Raw genomic sequence first — 18854 nt, forward strand, 5'->3', positions numbered from 1 at the left:
AAACCACTCGGATTGTGCCCATTCGGGATTTCCCATGGCGCGCGCCAATCCTTCCCATTGATGCGATTCGAGGGTGGTCAACATCACCCATCCGTCCTTGGCCTGGGTGAGGCCGCCGGGGCCGCGTCCGGAAAACGGATCGGGCTCGTTGGCAAAGCGTCCGATCGTGACTCGTTCGAGACACATCATGGCTTCCTGCTTCGAAACATCGATGTGTTGCCCGCGTCCACTGGCCTCGCGACCGTAGACGGCCGCGAGAATCCCCAATGCGGCGGTCAGACCGGAGTCGTATTCGCCCAGGTAACCGCCCGCCCGGGAGGGTGCCCGTTCCTGCTCGGCCTCGAGGGCTGCGAACGGCGAAGAGTGTCCCGCCGAGTGATAGAGGTTGAGGTGCTGACTGAGGTGCTGGCGGTTTGGCCCGGTCTGCCCGAACGGCGTGATCGAAGTGAAGATGAGCCCCTGATTGTCGCGATGGAGTGCCTTGTAGCCGAGATCCAACGCATCGAGGACACCCGGGGCGCGGTCCTCGATCAGGACGTCGGCGCGTGCGGCCAGCTTCGCAAAGCTCTTGCGATCTTCTTCGGCGTCGAGGTCGAGACGGATCGAACGCTTGCTGGTGTTGAGATAGAGGAACGCCGCGCTGCATTCCGGATCGGGAGCGTCGGGAAACGGACCGCGAAGACGCGACGGATCTCCAGCACCGGGGCTTTCGACCTTGATGACGTCCGCGCCGAGGTCGCCGAGCAGTTTGGCGCAATAGGGCGCAGCCACCCTCTCGCCGAGTTCGAGCACCCTGAGTCCGGTGAGCGGTCCAGTATCCGTGACGGGCTGCACCCGGTTCGATTCCTGTCGTGACATTCGCTGAGATTCCCGTGGTCGAAGCCCCGAGTCGGCGCAGACGCTCAACCCGTAGCGATCGTCACATTTCTGTGTAGATTCCCGAAGAATCAGGGTCGAAGCGCTCGAGCAGGATGCGCTCCTGGGGCTTCTCTGAAGCCGTCTTGGGAATCTCGTCGACGAACTGCAGGTAGCTCGGAACGAAGTTCGACTCGAGTTTATCGCGACAGATCGCGAAGATCGAGCGTGGGTCTGGCTCAGCACCCTCTTCCAGGACGATGCTGGCGACCACGTCTTTCTCGCCAGGTGCCTCAGAGGCCGCCGGAACGCCGTAGACGAAGACATCGCTCACGGCCGGGTGTTCGGCGACGGCCTTCTCGACGAAGCTCGGGTTGATGAAATCGCCGTTGTGCCGGATCCCACCCCCGGCGCGATAGTCGAAGAAGAGCCAGCCCCCCTCGTCGCTGTGCCCCATGTCGCCGCTGCGATTCCAGCCGTCGCGAATCTTCGCCCGGGAAGCCTCGGCGTTGCCGTAGTACTCCACCTCGGCTTCGGCGCCTCCCTCGGGCCGAACGCTGATTTCGCCGATCACACCGGGCGGACACACACGGCCTTCTTCATCGAGAATCTTCATCTCGATTCCGTTCATCGGCTTTCCAAAGGAGCCGATCGGACCCTCGCCCGGCGGTTTGAACGCCATCCCGCCGCCGTCCATGGCGCCGTAGATCTCCAGGATCTCGATGCCGAAGCGCTGCTCGAACGGCCCCCAGATCGCCGCGGGCATGCCGCCGCTCACCACCAGTCGAACCGGGTTGTCGGCATCATTGAGGCGCTCCGGCTGGCTGTAGATCGCCGTCGCCATGCCGCCCACTAGCGTGAAGCTCGTACAACCGTAGCGTCGGCAGACGTCCCATAGCTTCGAACGAGTAAAGCGGCGACTGAAGACGGCGCGCAAACCCATGTGCAGCGCGGGAGCGAGCGTCATGGCCTGCGCGTTGCCGTGTGTGAGGGAGAGTCCCGTGTAGGGACGCTCGTCGGCTTGATAGCCGAAGATCTGGCCCACCAGACCCGCCGCACAGAAGCGCATGTTCACGCCGACGATTCCCTTCGGATCACCCGTCGTGCCCGAGGTGTACATGATCTGCAGAGGCGTGAGAGGTCCGTCGGCGCGCACGTCCAGCGTCTCAGCCGGTTTGTCCAGGAACTCCGCAAGTGATTCCACGCCCTCGAACGTGGAAAGCGGCGGAGCCGACGCACCGGTCTCGAGTGCAACAACCCACCGAAGGTCGGGAAGCCCCGAGCGCACGGCGTCGAGTTCGGCGAGACAGTAGTCGCCCGTGACGACACCCGCGCAGCCCGAGTTCGAAAGCATGAAGGCGAGTTTCTCGCCCTTCGTCCGGGGATCGATCGGAACGAAGAGCGCCCCCGTGATCGACGAAGCGATCATGGCTTCGACGAACTCCGCGTGGTTGCGCAGCATGATCGCGACACGGTCGCCGGGCGCGAGTCCCCTGGCGACGAATGCCGCTGCAAGGCGATTGGCGTGGATCTGCAGATCGGCGTATGTGCGCACCTGGTCCGGTGTCGCACCGTCATCGAGGCTGAGATGTTCAAAGGTCAGGACATCCAGGTCGGGTTGCTTCTCGGCACGGATCTGCACCAGGTCTGCAAGTACCATCTCGCTGCGTTCGCGCATTTTCGCTCTCCGGCTTCTCTTCGAGGTTCAGGCCTGGAAGACCGTCACGACCATGGCGGCCGCGTCATTGCCCTTCTTGCCGCCACCGTTCTGTGCCAGAGCGATCTTCGCGCCCTCGACCTGGCGCTTGCCGGCCCGCCCCTGTAGCTGCAGCGTGAGTTCAACAGCCTGCGCGAGGCCGGTCGCACCGACCGGGTGCCCCTTGCGCAACAAGCCGCCGGAGGTATTCACGGGAATCCGCCCACCGAGTCGGGTGTCCCCGGATTCGACCAGTCTGCCGCCCTCGCCTTTGGCACACAGACCCAGTTGTTCGTAGGCGATCAGTTCGCCGGGCGCGGAGGCGTCGTGGATCTCGATCACGTCGAAACCGTCGGGACCGATACCGGATTCCTCGTACGCACCGCGAGAGGAGAGCTCGACGGTGTCGGGCTCGTCCGGTGCGTGGTTGTAACCGGAGCTCATCACACTACACACCACGCGCACCGGCTTTCGTACTCCGAGTTCGCGGGCCTTCTTCTCGCTCATCACGATCGCGGCTGCAGCGCCGTCTCCGATCGGTGAACACATGGCTCGGGTCAGTGGCTCGACGATGAGTCGCTCGTTCAGCACGTCCTCGACGCTCAGTTCCTGCTGGAATTGGGCATTCGGATTGAGACTTCCGTGGAGTGAATTCTTCGAAGCCACCATGGCGAACTGTTCTTTGGTGGTTCCGAAGCGCTTCATGTGGTCATTGGCTGCACCGGCATAGACGTCCATGAACATGGAACGGTTCTGCCCGGCGCCCGCATCCCCGCCAGCACTCGTTGCCGCTTTCTGCAGGTTTTCCATCATCTCCTTCAGCTCGTCGATATCCATGGCGCCAGCGAAGGCGGCAAAGCTCTTGGCCTTGTCCGGATGGGAGAGTTTCTCGACGCCGAGAGCCAGGACCAGATCGTGAATCCCGGCGGTGACCATCACACTCGCCTGCATCAATGCAGTCGAGCCACTCGCGCACGCGTTCTCGACATTGATGATGGGGATCTTGCCCACTTGCAAGGTGTCGAGCACCACCTGACCGCGCACCGACTCCTGGCCGGTCACCAGACCCGCCGCGCAATTTCCGACGAAGGCCGCGTCGAGATCGCCGAGTTCGATACCGGCATCGGCCACGGCCTGCACCACCGCCTCGGCTCCGAGTTCCTTCAGACCCTTGTCCGGGTACTTCATGAAACGCGTCATTCCGACGCCGCCAATCAACGCATTGAGTTTCAAGACAGCACTCCTTCGCTCGTGGTGGATGGTCCAGGTCTCACAGCGGATTATGCACTGCGCCTGGCCTCAGAGTCGCGCCCCACCGACGATGCTGAGAAATTCGTTGCAGCCGTCTTCGACCATCGATGCCCTGGCGTCGCGCAGCAGCTTCTCGATCGGGTACTCGCGGCTGAGGCCATTGCCCCCGTAGACCTGCAGGGCTTCACTCGCCACCTCGAAACAGATGTCGGTGCAATAGGTCTTGGCCGCGATCGAGTACTGCATCTGGGGCGCCCCCATGGCGTTGAACAGCGCCACGCGTCGAGCCAGCGAGCGGGCGGCTTCGACCTTGGAGAACATCTTGAAAAGGCGCGACTTCACAGCCTGGTGCTCGAAGATCGGCACGCCCCCCTGCACCCGCTCCTTCGCATAGCTGACGGCGTGCTCGTAGGCGGCGCGGGCCACGCCCACGAAGAGCTGCCCCATGGCGGCGTTCGCGTGCGAGAGCATGGCCTCGAGGGCGATCGCGTAGAGGTCCGGGCCGATCACCATATGGGAGCCGGGTATGCGCACCTGATCGAAATAGATCTCGCCCTGGGGCAGAGGCCGCTGGCCGAGCTTGTCCAAAGGCTTGGGGCGGCTGATTCCCGGCAGATCCAGCGGCACCAGGAATACGCCTCCCCCTTTGAAACCCTGACTCGGATCCAGAGTGCAGAACACCACCGCCAGATCGGCGATCGGCCCATTGGAGACCCAGGCCGCCTTTTGCCCCTGGATCACATAGCCCTCGCCGTCCTTGCTGGCGATGCAATTGGGCTTGAGTGTGGGATCGGAGAAATGCGCCTCGGTCAGCGCGACCGTATCGCTGCCGTGGTCGGGTTCGGTGAGGGCCCAGCAGCCGATGGTCGGATTTTCCAGCGAACAGAAACGAGCGATCAGCTCAGGATCATTGCTCTGTTGCACCCAAGGACCGTGAAATCCACAAAGGCCCAGTGAGATGGCCAGACCCACATCGCCCCAGGACAGCTCTTCGTTGATGATCGCCATCAGGCGCGCCTTGCGGATGGGCTCCATGTCGTCGTCGAGCTGGAGCGCCGTGATTCCGAGCTTGTGGTACTTCTCGAAAACCGTCCACAGGACCGAATTCCGGGCGATCACATCGGCGGTATCGTTCAGGCGATCCAACTCGACACCGGCGGGGCGCAGGACCTCGGCAGCGAACTGGTGGACCGTATCGCGGATCGCGGTGTCTTCTTCCGAGAGTCCGACCTCGATATCGAAACCGATCGTCGTCATGGGGGTCTCCTGGCTCACCCGGTCGGATTCCGGCGCGCGAGAACACGCCCGGCCGAGCCCGGCCCAGGGGAGTTAATGGTTAGTAACCTCTAACCTATCGTGCTAGAATTTGTGCGTCAAGCAAAGCGGAGAGGCCCGAAAACCCCCTCCTACCTCGTTATACGACAGATTCAGGACCTCAGAGCCTCCGATCGATGCAGAATTCCCGCCCCACATCCCAGCGTATTCTCGATTCTGCGGAAGACACCTTCGCCGAAAGGGGCTACGACGCCACCTCGTTGGGCGAGATTGCCACCTCGGTGGGCATCAGCGGGCCCGGGATCTACAAGCATTTCGAGAGCAAGCGCGCGCTGTACGAGGCCGTATTCGCGCGACTCCTCGACCCCTTTTTCCAGATCATCTCCGATGAGATCGAAGACTCCCTGGCCAAGCCCGAAGTGCTGAAGATCGCTCATACCTTGATTCTCCATATCGTCGGTCAACCCAATCTGGCGCGGATCATCCAGCATGCAGCGCTGGCCGGAGGCAGCCAGCTCGATCTCCTGGTGGAGCGCTGGTATCGGCCGATCTTCGAACGAGCGCAGGCGAGGCTGTTTGACGACGGAGCCGCTGAAACGCTGTCCGAGGACTCGATCGGCACCGCACTCATGGCGTTCAACGCCATGGTGCTCGGCTATGTCACATTGGCACCGGTTCACGAACAGATTCTGGCGCGCGATCCTCTGGCTCAGAAGGAAGTCGCGGGCTTCTACAACATGATCTGCCTGCTCTCGAGCGAGTTTCGACGTTAGTTCGATTCGCCAACCCAAGAAAGATCCAAACATGGAACTCAGAGAAGTCATCGGCAACCGCCGTTCCATACGCTACCTGGACCCGAGCAAGCCAGTCGAGATCGAGAAGATCCAGTGCATGCTCGAGGCGGCGCGTCTGGCTTCACACTTCGGAAACAACAACGCAGCGCGGGCGCTCGTCATCCATCGCGAGACGGCAAGCGAGGAACAGCTCGAGAGCCTGCCCTCCCCGGTCGGTGGCTTCCAGATGAAACTGGCCCCGGTCATCATCCTCTGGTACATCGAGGGCGATGCCATGGATGAAGCAGGGCAACGACTGCGAGAGCTCGTCGAATGTGGCGCTCTGGGATACGGAACGAATAAGCACAAGGAACTGGAAGAAACGCTGGTTCCACTCTTCAATAACATCGGAGCTGCGCTGAAGGCCCCGGGCATGGTCGATATGGATCTCGGACAGGCGGTCAGCCAGGCTACCCTGATGGCCTTTGAGCTCGGACTCGGCACCTGCTGCCAGGGCTCGGCGGACTGGAGCCGGGTCGAAAAAGCCTTCGGCCTGCCCGAAAGCTGCCGCATCGCCGTCGCACAGACGGTGGGCTATCCGCTCGAAAACCCCGATGCCGGTGGACAGCGACCCCGACTCCCCTTCGAGCAGCTCTTCCAGCTCAACTCTCCCGACCAGCCCTTTCCCCGCTCAGAAACGGTCGTCGACGAACTCACCCGAGACAGGCTTCTACAATCCGGAGCGCCGCAATCTGGGCGCGAAGAGGAAATCGAAAGGATCCGGGTGAAGTACGACCTGCCCGGCTCCGGAATGATCTGAGCCACGTTCCGACAAGGAGTATGATTGGGCTCATACGCATGATCACACTCCAGCTTGAAAATCACCGACTACACGTAGGAGTAAACAGATGATCGAGTACAACCCTTTCATGGACGAAGTCCTCGACGACCCCCTTCCCATCTACAAGCAGCTTCGCGACGAGGCCCCGGCCTATTACGTAGAAGAATTCGATTGCTGGATGCTCTCGCGCTTCGACGATATCTGGGAACAGACGGGTCTGGCCAAGACCTACTCGGCTTCCAAGAGAGGCACGACGCCGGCTCATCTACTGACGAATCAGCTGCCCGTGTTCCCGAGCGTCAATATGATGGATCCTCCCGAGCACACGCGAAATCGGGCCCTGATCAGCGCCGCATTCAAACCGCGGCGCGTGGCCAAACTCGAATCTCTGGTGCGCGAGATCGTCGGCCGCCACATCGATGACATCGGCCCCAAGGGCGAGTGCGACCTGGTCGGCGACTACATCGCCAAGATCTCGGTAGAGGTATCGTGCAGACTCCTGGGACTGCCGACCGAGGACGGTGACTTCCTGAACGGTCTCGTCAACCGCTTCTTCGAACGCGAACGCGGAAAGCGGGGCATGACCGACGGCGGACTCGCGGCCGCGGATGAGCTCAATACCTACCTCGAAGGGATCTTGAAGGAACGGCGCAAGAACCCCGAAGACGCCGACGTATTGATCAACGCCTACCTCGGCGCAAACTTCGACGGCAAGCCGCTGCCGGATGACAACATCGCCTCGCAGATGGCGACGCTCGTCATCGGCAGCACGGACAGTTTCCCCAAGATCTTTGCTGCGGGGCTGCTGGAACTTCACCGCAACCAGGCCGTTCGCAATGAACTGGTACAGGATCCGAAGCTGATTCCGGACGCTTTCCAGGAGATGCTGCGCTTCGGCATGCCGACCCAGATGCTGGGCCGGACGCTCAACCACGACGTCGAGATTCACGGCCAGACCATGAAAGAAGGACAGGCTGTGTTCTTCCTGTTCGTCTCTGCCAATCGTGACGAACGGGAGTTCGCCGATCCCGATAACTTCGACATCCGCCGTTGCCCGCGACGCATCCTGACGTTTGGCCACGGCAATCACTCCTGTCTAGGCACGCACATCGCGGCGCTCGAAGGCACTGTCGCGCTCGAGGCCCTGCTCGAACGGATTCCGAATTACAGCATCGACGAGAACAAGATCGAGCGCCTGCGTTCAGAATTCGTGTCCGGAGTCATCGGACTGCCCGCCACCTACTCCGCAGCGTGACACCCGAGGCCAGCGCAGCGCCACCTCTGGTGCAGGACGAAGAAGCCGAACATCTGATCGACAGCATGGACCAGCTCTCAGGCCGGGAGACGAAGCTTGTCGAGGAGTTCTACGCGCTCTTTTTTGAGCGGCATCCACAGGTGACTGAACTCTTCGGCAAGCACAGCCTGTCCGAGCAAGAAGAAATGGTGCGGGAGACACTCGTCTCTGTGGTGGCCTGGATCGAGCAGGAGCCGTGGCTGCAGACCAACCTCGAAGCCATGGGCAAGAGCCACCACGACTACGGCGTAGAAGACCGGATGTACGACTGGATGGTGGAATGCATGCTCGACGCACTCGGGCGGGTATGCGGCGAGGGCTGGCGGGATGGGCACGCGCGCGCCTGGCGCAGTGCTCTCGGCCATCTCACTGACGTCATGCGGGCAGCCGGAGCCGAGCTTGAAGAAACGAGCGCACGACAGGAGAAGCTACGCCATCTCAAAGCGGAGAGCTGAACGACTTCGCAGCGAGAATCAGAACCAGAACCATCCGTGACTTCCGGATACCGCTCCTGCAACGGTTACGAGAGTCAGCGTGAGTAGCACCCAGTGCGCTCGCTGCATCAACCGGAGCACTCCGACGGCGTCGCTTTGCGCTCGCTCACGCAGCTTGCGGTGCAAAATCAAGGGTTCGAGTACGAAGAGAATCAGCGTGAAGATCAACCAGACCAGCGTCATTGCGTGGAGCCACCAGAACTCGAGGCTCAGATAACGTTCCCACACGCCCATCTCGTACACCATGCAGAAGCCCGAAAGACCCGTGATCAAGGTGACGACCCGTGATTGTCGGGCGAAGCGATTCTCGATCTTCTCGAAGAGTTCGAATGGATTCTCGTGATCCGGCAGGCTCCGCACGGCCGGCAGGAGAACCGTCGTCACGAGTGCGACCCCGCCGATCCACAGAATGACGCCGAGCACGTGCAGCGTTCGCAGTGAGACCAGAATCTCCACATCAGCCCCCCGCGTTCACGAATCTCGAAAACACTTCGCCTCGACACAGCCTTCTGCCGGTAGCCCTACCCGTGCACGCAAGTCGACCAACGGCTCGGTCAGGAGTGTCTCATAGGGGAAGCGAAAAAGACTCGGTAGTGCGCGCGCAGTCTTCATGAGTTTGCGACTCAGACCCCAGTAGCGACCGGGCATTCGGTAGCGAACGGCCAGGAGCGGAAACCCCGCCGCGAAGACCGCCGCAACTGGATCCCGTGTGTTGGCGAACAGGAACAGGTGCAGGGCGATCTCTTCCATATGTGACACGCCGAGTCCGAGCAAGACGTGGTGAAAATCGTGCGTTCGTGCGAAACGGGCAAAAACCCAGTCGCGCTCGAGATCCTCGAGACAGTCAGGGTAGACCTTGGCGTGAAACTCGGGATCGAGGTTGTTATTCGTGAAGAACCGAGCGTACGCTCCGCCGAATGTCGTCTCGGGCAGCTTCGCCATCGCCTCCAGGTCGATCGGTGTTCGAGTCAGCGACTCCAGGAGCAAGCGCGATCGCGCATCGACACCGATGAGCATCTGACGGAAAGCCGCCCTCATCACCGGCGTGTCGACGATACCGTGCAGAAACTCGATGCCCAGTTCTAGAGCGAACGGATCCCTCCACAGCCCGGGCAGAGTTCTCATGATCGGTCGAAGGTGAAGTGGCACGTCGGACTTTTCACATCCCTGCGGTTTGACGACGAGTGCATGAAGATCGTGGCGCTGCGAACGAGACCATCATAGGAAAAGGGTGAGATAGAGAATGGGCCATACGCCCGCAACGAAGTACCAGAGGATACGCGCCGAGGAAAAGGCGCTGGTCCTCAAAGGTCCCCGCATCTCTTGATCGTCGCTAAGTGGATTGAGACGCCGCCAGGCAATCCCCAGCAGGATCAGGCCACCCAGGACGTTGACGGCGTGCAGAAACACCACGAGGCAGAAGAAAGCCCCGTACTGGCTCGAGGCCAGATTCAGCCCCTGACGGATCAGGACGAGCCAGATGACACCCTGAAAAAACAGGAAGAAGGCGCCCAATACGATGGCGGCGAACAGAAGTGAACCGACCCGAGCCTCCGGTTTCTCCCACGTCTGGTTCGCCCGCAACACCAGCAAGCCACTGACCAGCAGAGCCGTCGTGTTGATGGCCGTCTCCCATGGAGGGAACCACGGCTGCCCGGGTGGGGGCCACTCGGCACCCGCTGCCCCGCGCGTGAGCATGAAGATGCCCACCATGCCGGCAAACATCATCGCGTCGAAAACCAGGAAGACGAGCATCGCGACGGTGCGGCCCTCTGGAAAGGCCGTCCGCGAGCGTCGATTCTGGTTGAGCGGGATGACCTCGCGTCCGCTCATGGGAGGGACTCCTCGCCGGTCCGCTCTTCAGTAGAGACCGCCCTGGTTACCAGGAACCGGCCCCTTCCCGTCCGGGCCTGATCTCCCCATCTGATGATGGGAAGACCAGGCCCTTGTTGGATCGGGAACTCAGACTTGGACTATGCGGCCCAGTCCTTTTCGTAGATGGTCCATTCACCTTCATCGGAGTCGGATTCGGCCTTGAGCACCGTTCCACTCTTGCAGATGAACCAGATCAGGGGGAATACGCCGCCCACGATGAACAGCGTCCCGCCGATTGCGCGGAAGTAAGTCAGGAGCTTCCACACGTCACCCGTCAGGATCTCCTGCGATCGCGCGAACCAGAGTCCTTCCTGAACGACGATCATGATCTGGTACAGACCAACCGGGAACAGGTCGAGGAACATCATCAGCGCTACGCCGAGCTGTAGCGACCAGAAGGCCGACCGGACCAGCTTCGGGTTCCAGGCTTCCTTGCTGATCAGATGCTGAATGCAGAACAGCATCCCGCCCAGTGCGATGTTTCCCTTTACGCCAAACATGGCGGCATGTGCGTGATTACCCGTCATGTAGGTCGCATGCTCGTAGTAGTTCACGATCGGAAGGTTGATCAGCGAACCGAATACACCGGCTCCGAAGATGTTCCAGAAGTTGACGGCGAGGACGAACAGCCACACGCCTTCCATCAGGAATACCTGTCTTCCCTCCTGAACGTGCTTCTGAGCACGGCCCGCTTCCGACTTGCCTCGCCACGCATCCAGGGTCAGCAAGAGCAGGGGCAGAACCTGGAGAGTGGAGAAGACGCCTCCAACCGCGATGATTCCGGTCGGCTTGGCGATCCAGTAGAAGTTATGAGAAATGCCGAGGGTCGCTGTGACCAGGAACATCATCACGGCCAGGAAGATGACGCGCTCGGCCATCATCCGGGAGATGAGGCCCATCTGAACGAGCATGTAGCCGACGATGACGGTCGTGAACACCTCGAAGGTGACCTCGACCCACATGTGAACGACCATCCAACGCCAGTAATCAGAAACGGCGAAGTTCTGCTCCGGTGAAATCATCAGCCCGAAGAACAGGAACGCGACCATGATTCCGCTGCCGTAGAGCAGCCAGGAGGGCACAGACCAGATGTTCTTCGCAGTCAGCCACGGCTTCACACCGCGGTAGATGATGAAGATCCAGAGGGCGAACGAACTCAGCAGCGTGTACTGGAAGGCTCGGCCGACCTCCATGAACTCCCAGCCCTGGCTACCGAACCAGTACGCCGCCTGGCCCGTGAGGATGCCCGTCTGTCCGGCGTAGATTCCGACCAGTGCACCCGCACCCGTGACCATGCAGATCGCGAATAGCAGGTTGATCAGGAAAAGCTGCCCGTTCGGAACCTTGGAGAGCCGGGGCAGGAAGAAGATCGTGTAGCCGACCCACGCCATGAAGAACCAGTAGATCTGGAACAGCGTGTGATAGCTACGCAGAACGTTGAAGGGGATGATATCGCCCAGCGAGATCCCGAACGGACGAACGAAGTCCATCGACGCGAGAATACCCGCGATGACCTGACACCCGAACAGAATGATCGAAAAGACGAAGAACTTGTAGGTGGACTTTTGAGTGGCGCGGACACGCCCATCTTCAAGGTCGCTCGTGGTGAGCGAAGTTCCGTCTCCGGTGAAGGGATCACCTTGCTCCTTGAACTGTCCATACACGTAGAGAACCGCGAGGATGCCCAGGAAAAGTCCGAAGATCGAAATGAAGCTCCAGATCCAGGTCTGGCTGGTCGCGTAGTTTCCGGCATCGGGATCGTACGGCCAGTTATGCGTGTAGCTATAGACCTGACCGGGGCGGTTCGCTCCGGAAACCCAGCCTCCCCAGAAGAAGAAGGCCGTCAGGTCGCGAAGATCCGTCGGATCCGAAATGTATCCACTCGGTTCGAACGCTTCTCCGTAGTCCGGGTCGTTGAACATGCTCGTGTAGTGAACGACGAGCTCTTCGTACGCTCGCTCCTGGGCATCGCTGATCACGATGTGCCCGGCCTTCTCGTCATAAGTGTTCGCGTGGATTTCTCGGATTACCCGTACCGAGATCGCATCCTTGTCGTGCTGGCTTCCATCACCTTGCTCTTCGTAGAAGGCGCGCATGGAAACCACCATGCGGTGCAGGGCATCTGCGGTGAAGTCGGGGCCGCGCTCGGCTCCGTCACCCCAGAAAGAGCCATAACCCATCAAGCCTCGAAGATGGAAGACTTCCTGTCCGTGCTTGATCTGCTCACGGGAGATCACCGTCTCGCCGGTGACCTTCTTGTAGTCTTCCAGCGGTGGGGCTCCCACATAGGTTTGCGTTCCCAAATAGACCAGACCTGCGATGCAGATTGCTGAGACGATCAGGAAGTGCACCCACCAGGTGTTCTTGTCCTGAAGGATCTCAGCAAGGTTTCGGCTCGAATTACTCATGTAGGCTCCCCCGCATTATTGGCGGATAGATAAAGCGGCTAATCTGAAGGCGTATCCTATCGAGGTCCCGGCTGGGTCCGCGTCGGTCAGATGACCGATACACGCCAGTCTTTTTGAATAAAGACAAGGCTCATGAGAAAGGGTCCTTGGCCCCACTCCAGGCGTGTGATTACACCCTCATGAGCGTTGTACAGGCACACCCGCCCCGGTCGCCCCATCAATGGGTTTCAGCGGGGCGAGGAGCGGGCGCGTAGCTGCCCTCAGCTCAGTTGACGAGTCCCATTTCCACATAGCCGGGACGCGTCCGCTCCGTGATGAGCCCGAGACGCTCCAGCTGGGGAATGACGTACTGGCGGAAGGGATTGGGCTGAGAAGCGCGGAATTCCGGATCGGAAAACTTCTCCGTCAGCTCTTTCAACGCCGCATCGGTATCGACCCCGACATCGGCGAAGATCTGGAACATGGGGCCACCGTTCTCGGCCTGCGCTGCGGGATCGGCCAAGAGCTTGACTCCCGCAAGGGCGAAGTCCTCGACCTTGTTGCGCTCGTCTTCCGCCATGCGCGGAAGTTCTTCGCTCATGTAGATCAGACCGAAAGAGACGTGGCGAGCCTCATCTCGAGCCGTCAGATCCACGAGGCGCGAGAGCACCTCGTCCTCGGTGCCTTCTTTCATCATCTTGAACGAACCCATGGCCAGGCTCTCCGCGATGACCTGCATGCCGACGCACTTCATCTGCCACATATCTGCGGTCAAAACGGCGTTGAGCAAGGCCTTCAACGAAGGCATGATCGGATAGACGTGGTCCAGTCGCTTGATGTAGCGGTGGAACACCTCGACGTGGCGCGCCTCGTCGATCACCTGGGTGGACGCGTAGAACTTGCCGTCCATATCGGGCACGACCTCGACGAGCTGCCCGCAGCAGAGCATTGCTCCCTGCTCTCCGTGGAGCATCTGAGACAGCGTCCAGGCCGAGCGACGACTGTTCAGCTCGATCCGCTTTTCGTCTGAAAGCTCCTGGATGAAGTCAAAACCGGCGAGCGGGTCGCCACCCGGACCGGCAATCGTGCCGACCTTCGCCGGATCGGTCTCCAGGTCCCAGGGGATGTCGGTCGTCGCGTTCCACTGCTCTTTCTTCGCGACCTCGTAGAGATCGTGAAGCGCTTTCACGTTCGACTCGTAGTCGAACTTCCACAGTGTCTTGAGCGGTGTAATGATCTCTTCGAGGGTCAAATCGCGGTCCTCCAGACGAAAATCGATTAGTTGAGATTGGCGGACGTAGAATCGCCAGCCGGAGTTGATGCGGACGAGACACCGTTGGTCTCGGATTGGGGTTCGCGCGCACGGAGCCCTCCGAGAGGGCAATACTCGGAAGCCTCGACGCAGGCTTCCTCCTCCTCAGGGGTTTCAGGCTGCTTGACGACCTGAGCCGTCGAGGACCCAGCCGGGATCTCGAAGTTCTCGGGTGCCCGTTCCTCACACAAACGGCAGCCCGTACAGTCCCGGTCGATTACCTCGAATTGACGTGGCACAGGAAAGCCTCCAACTGCGGATCTGAGCCGCGGTACCCCTATACGCTACCGCTACTCAATACTAAAGTTAGACTCCACTCTACGATTAGATAGTACCATAGAATCCCGGGAACCGGCCTAGATTCGAGCCATGGGAAGCAAGTTCTGGGGAATCGCTTTGAGATCTCCAGAAGTCGTTGAATTTCAAGCAGATAGCCCGTATCGATGCCAGGTTCGAAGAGTCCGCGGAGTTCGATGCGGTAAGATGTCTCAGCGAACGCCCGGGTTGAGGGGCGGGTAAGAAGGGATTCTTTGTCGGAACTGGTCACACCTGGACGTCGCGAGAGGCGGAAGATCGAGCTTCGCGCGCGCATCTACGAGGAGGCCAGGAATCTGTTCCGGGTCCACGGCTTCGAAGGCACCACCGTGGGCCAGATTGCCGCGGCTGCGGACATCGCACCCGCGACCTTCTTCAATCATTTCCAGAACAAACACGCCCTGTTAGGACAGATGACCGCCGAGGTTCTGGACATCCTCGAGAGCATGCTGATCCAGGGGTTCGCGGCCGCCGATTCGACGCGCGAGCGTTTGACCGGATTTGTAGCCAACGCGGCCGATCAGATCGCCGAAACGAGGGATCTGGCCCGCGTCGTACTTCTGGAACTGGTGCGCGGCGAATCCGAACCGGGGGGCCAGCTTCCGTACGTGGCGCGCATCCACGGACCCTTTGTCGCCATGCTGCAAGAAGGCCAGGAAAAGGGAGAGGTTCGCCGGGATCAGGAGGCAGTCTTCCTGGCGGAGATGGTGGTCGGTCTGCTCAACGCACCGATCACCAACTGGCTTTCCCACCCGGACTACCCGATCGAGAAGCGCCTGCGACAGGCGGCCCAGTTCGCCTGGGAAGCCATCCAGTTGAAGGCAGATCCGGACCTCGGAAAAGTCTGAGCCTTCAGCTCAGGAAACCGAAGCGGTGTCCCAGTGAAACCAGCGCGGCGCGCGTCTTTGCGCCGAGCTTCTCGCGCATATGCTCCACGTGGGTGGCCACTGTCGACCGGCTGATACCGAGCTTCTCAGCGGCGGAAGCGGTCGTTTCACCGTCGGCGAGCATCTGGAGCACGTTTCGCTCGCGCGGCGTGAGCAGTTCCCATGACTCGGGCGCCTCGCCCGCCGCGCAACTGAGCGTGCACACCACGGTGTCACCGAGCGGGATGCACGTGAGCCCGTGACTGCGCCCTTGAACGTTGATCAGGGCGTGCTGCGTCTGTTCGAGTCCGCGATTCAGCAACTCGCCCACGCAGCCTCTCCGGCAAGGCAGGCCTTCGGCATCATCCAGTCCCGGCACGACGTCCCAGCACAGGCTCCCAGTACGAGCGCCCATCATGCCGCGCGCAGGGGAATTTTGCGCAAGGACGGTTCCATCCTTGCTGGCGATCACGACTGCGGGGGACTTCATCGTCATCAGCGCCAGAAATGCTTACACAAGAGACCTGAGAGCGGCATGACCGGGATCATACGCTTCTCCAGATGCCGGGTGGGAACGGGATCGGGGTTCTAGGGGAGAGGATTGGGACCCTCCAGAACTCCGGTAATCCGGCGGCCCAGACGCTTGAGGGTGGATCCCAGGGTCCGGTCCTTCGCCCGGAAATGAGAGGTCTCGGGTCCGAGAACCAATTTGTGGGCGCGTTCGGGCGTGAGCTTCTTGGCGCGCTCGAAGAGCTCCATCTCGGTTCCGGGGTTGTTCGGATCGACCACGCAGCAGTCGATCGGACAGGCTCGCGCGCACTGTTGCGTGTGAAAGAAGCCGACGCATTCGGTGCAGCGATCCGGATTGATGACGAAGTTCTCCGAACCCCTGGTAATGCCGCCGCTCGGGCAGGCCCGCTCGCAGACGCCACAGTTGAAGCAGTCCTCGGTAATCATGTTCGACACGTACGAGACTCCTTCTCAGCTTCAATACAGTGCGAGGCTACCATCGCATGGGTGAACCTGGCCGGCTATGACACGCGTCATACCTTCTCGCCCTACACATAGAGACAAGTGAAACAGAAGACAGGCGCGGCTTGGCAATCCTAGCGTCACTCGGGACCAGAAACCGATCGTTCCGGTTGAGATTCAGGACGTTGGCGAAGAACGCGGATCAGGCTCTCGCCAAACTGGAAGGCACAGGCCAGTAGCAAGAGCCCGGTCATTCGAACCAGCAGGTCGTGAGGGTTGAGGATGGCCGCTACACCCGCGACTAACGTCGTCAGGTGGAGGGCAAATCCGATGCGGATCGTCGTCTCGGGCAGCAGCTTGCGCAGCGAAGGAACGGGGGCCAATCCCACAAGAGGCGAGAAGCGGTGAAACCAGACGAGAAACGGCACGATGCGACAGAGCATCCCGTGCACGATTGCACCCGCCCAACCCCAGATTGCGAGCCACCCAAACAGCAGGTCCCAGCGAGGGTCGAGCAGTTGATACGCGGCCACCGCTGCGATCGCGGTCAGGGGTGCCATGATCAGGCCCAGTTTCCAGAATAGAAGGCTTCCGTCGACGCGCCGACGCCGGCGCTTTCCCAGACCTGCCCAGGTCAGAGCGGGTTGCACGCACCAGACACTGACCATCGCCGGCAATGAACCGAGCGCCGCCAACCTGTCCGGCGCACTCCAGCCGTGTCCGCGAAGCCCGAAGTAGTCCAGCACGAGAATCACTACGGGCAGTAGGACGCCGGCCGCCACACCCAGCAGAATTCCGCGTTGTACACGGTGCCCGATCGGTGGCGCCAGATAGAACATGGGCACGACCTGCCAGGACACGGCACTGATCAGGCCACCGACCCAACCCAGCAAGGCCACTCCCAGGTGGACTTGAATCCAGAGCGGTCGGGGTCCGGGAAAGCGCATGGCGCTATGGCCGTGCGCCATCCAGAGACCGAGGAAGGCGGCCAGAATCAACGAGTACAGTGCGAGACGCATGCCGCTCACGGTCGCTGTGCGGGCGGGTGCTCGGCGTAGAGCCCTGGCGACCGGAACGATGAACATGAGCAGGGCTGGCGTGAGCACGGCGATCGCGTCAAACACCGCCCAGGAGCGGTGAGCGTAGAGACCGAACACGAGCAGACCGAGCGCGACGACGAAGCTCGCGTGTACGACGTGCGCCAGGCCCACCCGCGGAACGGAAGCTCCCGCGACCACGGGCGTGATCTGATAGAGCGCGCCCATCATCACGATCGAGAGAAAGCCCAGGGTCCCCAGATGGACCAGCGCCAGCGTCTCGGAAGCCCAGGGAGAGAGAAAGATCTCGCGACCCACGCCGGCAACCAGTACACCGGCTGCGGCGATCGCCACGGGCGCGGTCAAGAAGAACGAACAGGGAATACGCAGCGGTGGCGCCTGATCGAGGTGCAGACCTTCGGTCGATATTCCGCTGCTCATTTCGGCCTCCGTACACAGATCAATGCGCTGCCGTCGAACTCCCGGTGCACCTCCCAGGTCAACCCGCGCTCCTTCAGATGGGGAAAGAGCATGCGCGGCTCGCGGGGCACGCGCGCCAGAAGCGCGTCGCCGGACTCGAGCCCGGGAGTGGCTTCGAGAATCCGCTCCAGCGGAAGCGGGGCCTCGAGGTCGCAGTAGTCCGCGATCTCGGCAGCACCGGGAGGCTGGATCTCAACCCCCCAGAGGCCGGGCTCCAATTCGCGAGCGCTCAGCCGATAGCCCCGCCCCCCGAGCAAGCTCAGCAGAGGGCCGGGGCGAAAAGGCGCGATGAGCTTCAACACACCGTCTGAGGGTAGTTGATCGAGCCGATCGAGGATCCGACTCAGCGGATCGCGACCCTGCTCGAGGATGGGACGCACATCCAGAAACGAGAGCGTGCAGGTGATGGGGTCGTCCTGGATTGCGTCGGCCTGTTCGGAGTCCCGCGCTTCGGAGTCCTGGGCTTCAAGAATCGGCTCAGCGCGTCGCTGCGGCTCGCCCGCCGCGAGACCGGCTCGCCACAACGCCAGTAGTGCATCCACTTGCTCCTCGAGTTCCGAACCGCGACCCGAGAGTTGCCACTGCAACAGGACGCCCTGAATCTGGGCGACGAACAGGCTACCGGCGAGTTCGGGATCGATGGATTCGCGCAGCTCCCCGGATCGCTGCGCCTGCCGAATCAACTCGCTGACCAGCGCCCGCTGCATCGAGACCAGGTGCCGGAGTGGTTGATGGTGAGGGGCGTCGGAAGGTGTCGCCGCGTCGTAGAACAACAGACGGGGCATACCGGGGTGGGCCCTGGCATAGCCGACCACGCGTCGAAACAGGGAGTCGAGCGCCTCGAGAGGCGGCCGATCCGGTCGCAGCACGTCCACCGCGAGGATCTCGAGCTGCTCCCGGGTGTGCACGACGACCGCTTCAAGGATCTCGTCACGCGAGCGGAAATGCCGAAAAAGAGCCGGTTGCGAGACCCCCACGCGCCGCGCGACCGCGCGCGTAGTAATGCCGTGGATGGGGGTATTGGCGAGCAGCGCCAGGGTCGCCTCGACGATTTCCCGGCGACGCCGCTCGCTGGAGTGACGAGGCGACATCGGAGCCTGTATGTTATCAAACGATATCCAGTCACTCACG

19 protein-coding genes are annotated in these 18854 nt (G+C 61.3%); 5 read left to right on the forward strand and 14 right to left on the reverse strand.

Annotation, left to right across the window (positions count from 1 at the left end):
* From GY725_26110 to GY725_26125, 4 genes are all read right to left on the reverse strand, one after another.
* The coding region (locus GY725_26110) for a hypothetical protein (GenBank protein ID MCP4007671.1) at window positions 1–858 on the reverse strand (858 nt) is incomplete at its 3' end.
* A 61-nt stretch (window positions 859–919) separates the two neighbouring features.
* Window positions 920–2533: an AMP-binding protein gene (locus GY725_26115; GenBank protein ID MCP4007672.1), complete on the reverse strand. Its 1614-nt coding sequence runs from the start codon at window positions 2531–2533 to the stop codon at window positions 920–922.
* Window positions 2534–2560: 27 nt separating this feature from the next.
* Window positions 2561–3784 (reverse strand): thiolase family protein, encoded by a 1224-nt coding sequence (locus GY725_26120; GenBank protein ID MCP4007673.1) that lies wholly within the window; start codon window positions 3782–3784, stop codon window positions 2561–2563.
* 66 nt (window positions 3785–3850) lie between these two features.
* Window positions 3851–5059: an acyl-CoA/acyl-ACP dehydrogenase gene (locus tag GY725_26125; GenBank protein ID MCP4007674.1), complete on the reverse strand. Its 1209-nt coding sequence runs from the start codon at window positions 5057–5059 to the stop codon at window positions 3851–3853.
* 194 nt (window positions 5060–5253) lie between these two features.
* Between GY725_26125 and GY725_26130 the strand changes: the two genes are divergently transcribed.
* From GY725_26130 to GY725_26145, 4 genes are all read left to right on the forward strand, one after another.
* Window positions 5254–5850, forward strand: a complete 597-nt coding sequence (locus GY725_26130; GenBank protein ID MCP4007675.1) for a TetR/AcrR family transcriptional regulator — start codon at window positions 5254–5256, stop codon at window positions 5848–5850.
* Between the two features lie 31 nt (window positions 5851–5881).
* Complete coding sequence (locus tag GY725_26135) at window positions 5882–6670, forward strand: hypothetical protein (protein ID MCP4007676.1); 789 nt, start codon at window positions 5882–5884, stop codon at window positions 6668–6670.
* Between the two features lie 88 nt (window positions 6671–6758).
* The gene (locus GY725_26140) at window positions 6759–7946 is read left to right on the forward strand and encodes a cytochrome P450 (GenBank protein ID MCP4007677.1); all 1188 of its coding nucleotides are present in this window, start codon (window positions 6759–6761) and stop codon (window positions 7944–7946) included.
* Window positions 7943–8440: a hypothetical protein gene (locus tag GY725_26145; GenBank protein ID MCP4007678.1), complete on the forward strand. Its 498-nt coding sequence runs from the start codon at window positions 7943–7945 to the stop codon at window positions 8438–8440. The genes GY725_26140 and GY725_26145 overlap by 4 nt, the downstream gene beginning before the upstream one ends.
* An 18-nt stretch (window positions 8441–8458) precedes the next feature.
* Here GY725_26145 and GY725_26150 read toward each other — a convergent pair whose 3' ends face one another.
* The 6 genes from GY725_26150 to GY725_26175 form a co-directional block, all read right to left on the reverse strand.
* Window positions 8459–8935, reverse strand: a complete 477-nt coding sequence (locus GY725_26150; protein ID MCP4007679.1) for a hypothetical protein — start codon at window positions 8933–8935, stop codon at window positions 8459–8461.
* A gap of 15 nt (window positions 8936–8950) precedes the next feature.
* Window positions 8951–9604, reverse strand: coding sequence for a hypothetical protein (locus GY725_26155; GenBank protein ID MCP4007680.1), 654 nt, complete (start codon window positions 9602–9604; stop codon window positions 8951–8953).
* 93 nt (window positions 9605–9697) lie between these two features.
* Entirely contained in the window at window positions 9698–10312 is a 615-nt protein-coding gene (locus GY725_26160; GenBank protein MCP4007681.1) for a hypothetical protein, read from the reverse strand.
* Window positions 10313–10452: 140 nt separating this feature from the next.
* Window positions 10453–12762 (reverse strand): nitric-oxide reductase, encoded by a 2310-nt coding sequence (locus GY725_26165; protein MCP4007682.1) that lies wholly within the window; start codon window positions 12760–12762, stop codon window positions 10453–10455.
* Between the two features lie 265 nt (window positions 12763–13027).
* Window positions 13028–13993 carry a ferritin-like domain-containing protein gene (locus GY725_26170; GenBank protein MCP4007683.1) on the reverse strand — a complete coding sequence of 322 codons (966 nt, stop codon included), beginning with the start codon at window positions 13991–13993 and terminating at the stop codon, window positions 13028–13030.
* A gap of 26 nt (window positions 13994–14019) precedes the next feature.
* Window positions 14020–14292 carry a ferredoxin gene (locus tag GY725_26175; protein MCP4007684.1) on the reverse strand — a complete coding sequence of 91 codons (273 nt, stop codon included), beginning with the start codon at window positions 14290–14292 and terminating at the stop codon, window positions 14020–14022.
* A 291-nt stretch (window positions 14293–14583) separates the two neighbouring features.
* On the opposite strand from GY725_26175, the gene GY725_26180 reads away from it, so the two are divergent.
* Window positions 14584–15216 (forward strand): TetR/AcrR family transcriptional regulator, encoded by a 633-nt coding sequence (locus tag GY725_26180; GenBank protein ID MCP4007685.1) that lies wholly within the window; start codon window positions 14584–14586, stop codon window positions 15214–15216.
* 4 nt (window positions 15217–15220) lie between these two features.
* Here GY725_26180 and GY725_26185 read toward each other — a convergent pair whose 3' ends face one another.
* The 4 genes from GY725_26185 to GY725_26200 form a co-directional block, all read right to left on the reverse strand.
* The gene (locus tag GY725_26185) at window positions 15221–15724 is read right to left on the reverse strand and encodes a helix-turn-helix transcriptional regulator (GenBank protein ID MCP4007686.1); all 504 of its coding nucleotides are present in this window, start codon (window positions 15722–15724) and stop codon (window positions 15221–15223) included.
* Between the two features lie 98 nt (window positions 15725–15822).
* Window positions 15823–16200, reverse strand: a complete 378-nt coding sequence (locus tag GY725_26190) for a YfhL family 4Fe-4S dicluster ferredoxin (GenBank protein ID MCP4007687.1) — start codon at window positions 16198–16200, stop codon at window positions 15823–15825.
* Between the two features lie 146 nt (window positions 16201–16346).
* Window positions 16347–17684 (reverse strand): hypothetical protein, encoded by a 1338-nt coding sequence (locus tag GY725_26195; GenBank protein MCP4007688.1) that lies wholly within the window; start codon window positions 17682–17684, stop codon window positions 16347–16349.
* On the reverse strand, window positions 17681–18814 hold the full coding sequence (locus tag GY725_26200; GenBank protein ID MCP4007689.1) for a DUF2249 domain-containing protein: 1134 nt from the start codon (window positions 18812–18814) through the stop codon (window positions 17681–17683). Before GY725_26200 ends, GY725_26195 begins: the two co-directional genes overlap by 4 nt.
* Window positions 18815–18854: the final 40 nt, after the last annotated feature.

This window comes from bacterium (assembly GCA_024226335.1).
Lineage (GTDB): Bacteria > Myxococcota_A > UBA9160 > SZUA-336 > SZUA-336 > JAAELY01.

Bases quoted from the DNA above. Each gene is read 5' to 3' on its own strand.
- GY725_26115 (MCP4007672.1), bottom strand. From the start codon at position 2,533: ATGCGCGAACGCAGCGAGATGGTACTTGCAGACCTGGTGCAGATCCGT.
- GY725_26125 (MCP4007674.1), bottom strand. From the start codon at position 5,059: ATGACGACGATCGGTTTCGATATCGAGGTCGGACTCTCGGAAGAAGAC.
- GY725_26130 (MCP4007675.1), top strand. From the start codon at position 5,254: ATGCAGAATTCCCGCCCCACATCCCAGCGTATTCTCGATTCTGCGGAA.
- GY725_26135 (MCP4007676.1), top strand. From the start codon at position 5,882: ATGGAACTCAGAGAAGTCATCGGCAACCGCCGTTCCATACGCTACCTG.
- GY725_26140 (MCP4007677.1), top strand. From the start codon at position 6,759: ATGATCGAGTACAACCCTTTCATGGACGAAGTCCTCGACGACCCCCTT.
- GY725_26155 (MCP4007680.1), bottom strand. From the start codon at position 9,604: ATGAGAACTCTGCCCGGGCTGTGGAGGGATCCGTTCGCTCTAGAACTG.
- GY725_26160 (MCP4007681.1), bottom strand. From the start codon at position 10,312: ATGAGCGGACGCGAGGTCATCCCGCTCAACCAGAATCGACGCTCGCGG.
- GY725_26165 (MCP4007682.1), bottom strand. From the start codon at position 12,762: ATGAGTAATTCGAGCCGAAACCTTGCTGAGATCCTTCAGGACAAGAAC.
- GY725_26185 (MCP4007686.1), bottom strand. From the start codon at position 15,724: ATGAAGTCCCCCGCAGTCGTGATCGCCAGCAAGGATGGAACCGTCCTT.
- GY725_26195 (MCP4007688.1), bottom strand. From the start codon at position 17,684: ATGAGCAGCGGAATATCGACCGAAGGTCTGCACCTCGATCAGGCGCCA.
- GY725_26200 (MCP4007689.1), bottom strand. From the start codon at position 18,814: ATGTCGCCTCGTCACTCCAGCGAGCGGCGTCGCCGGGAAATCGTCGAG.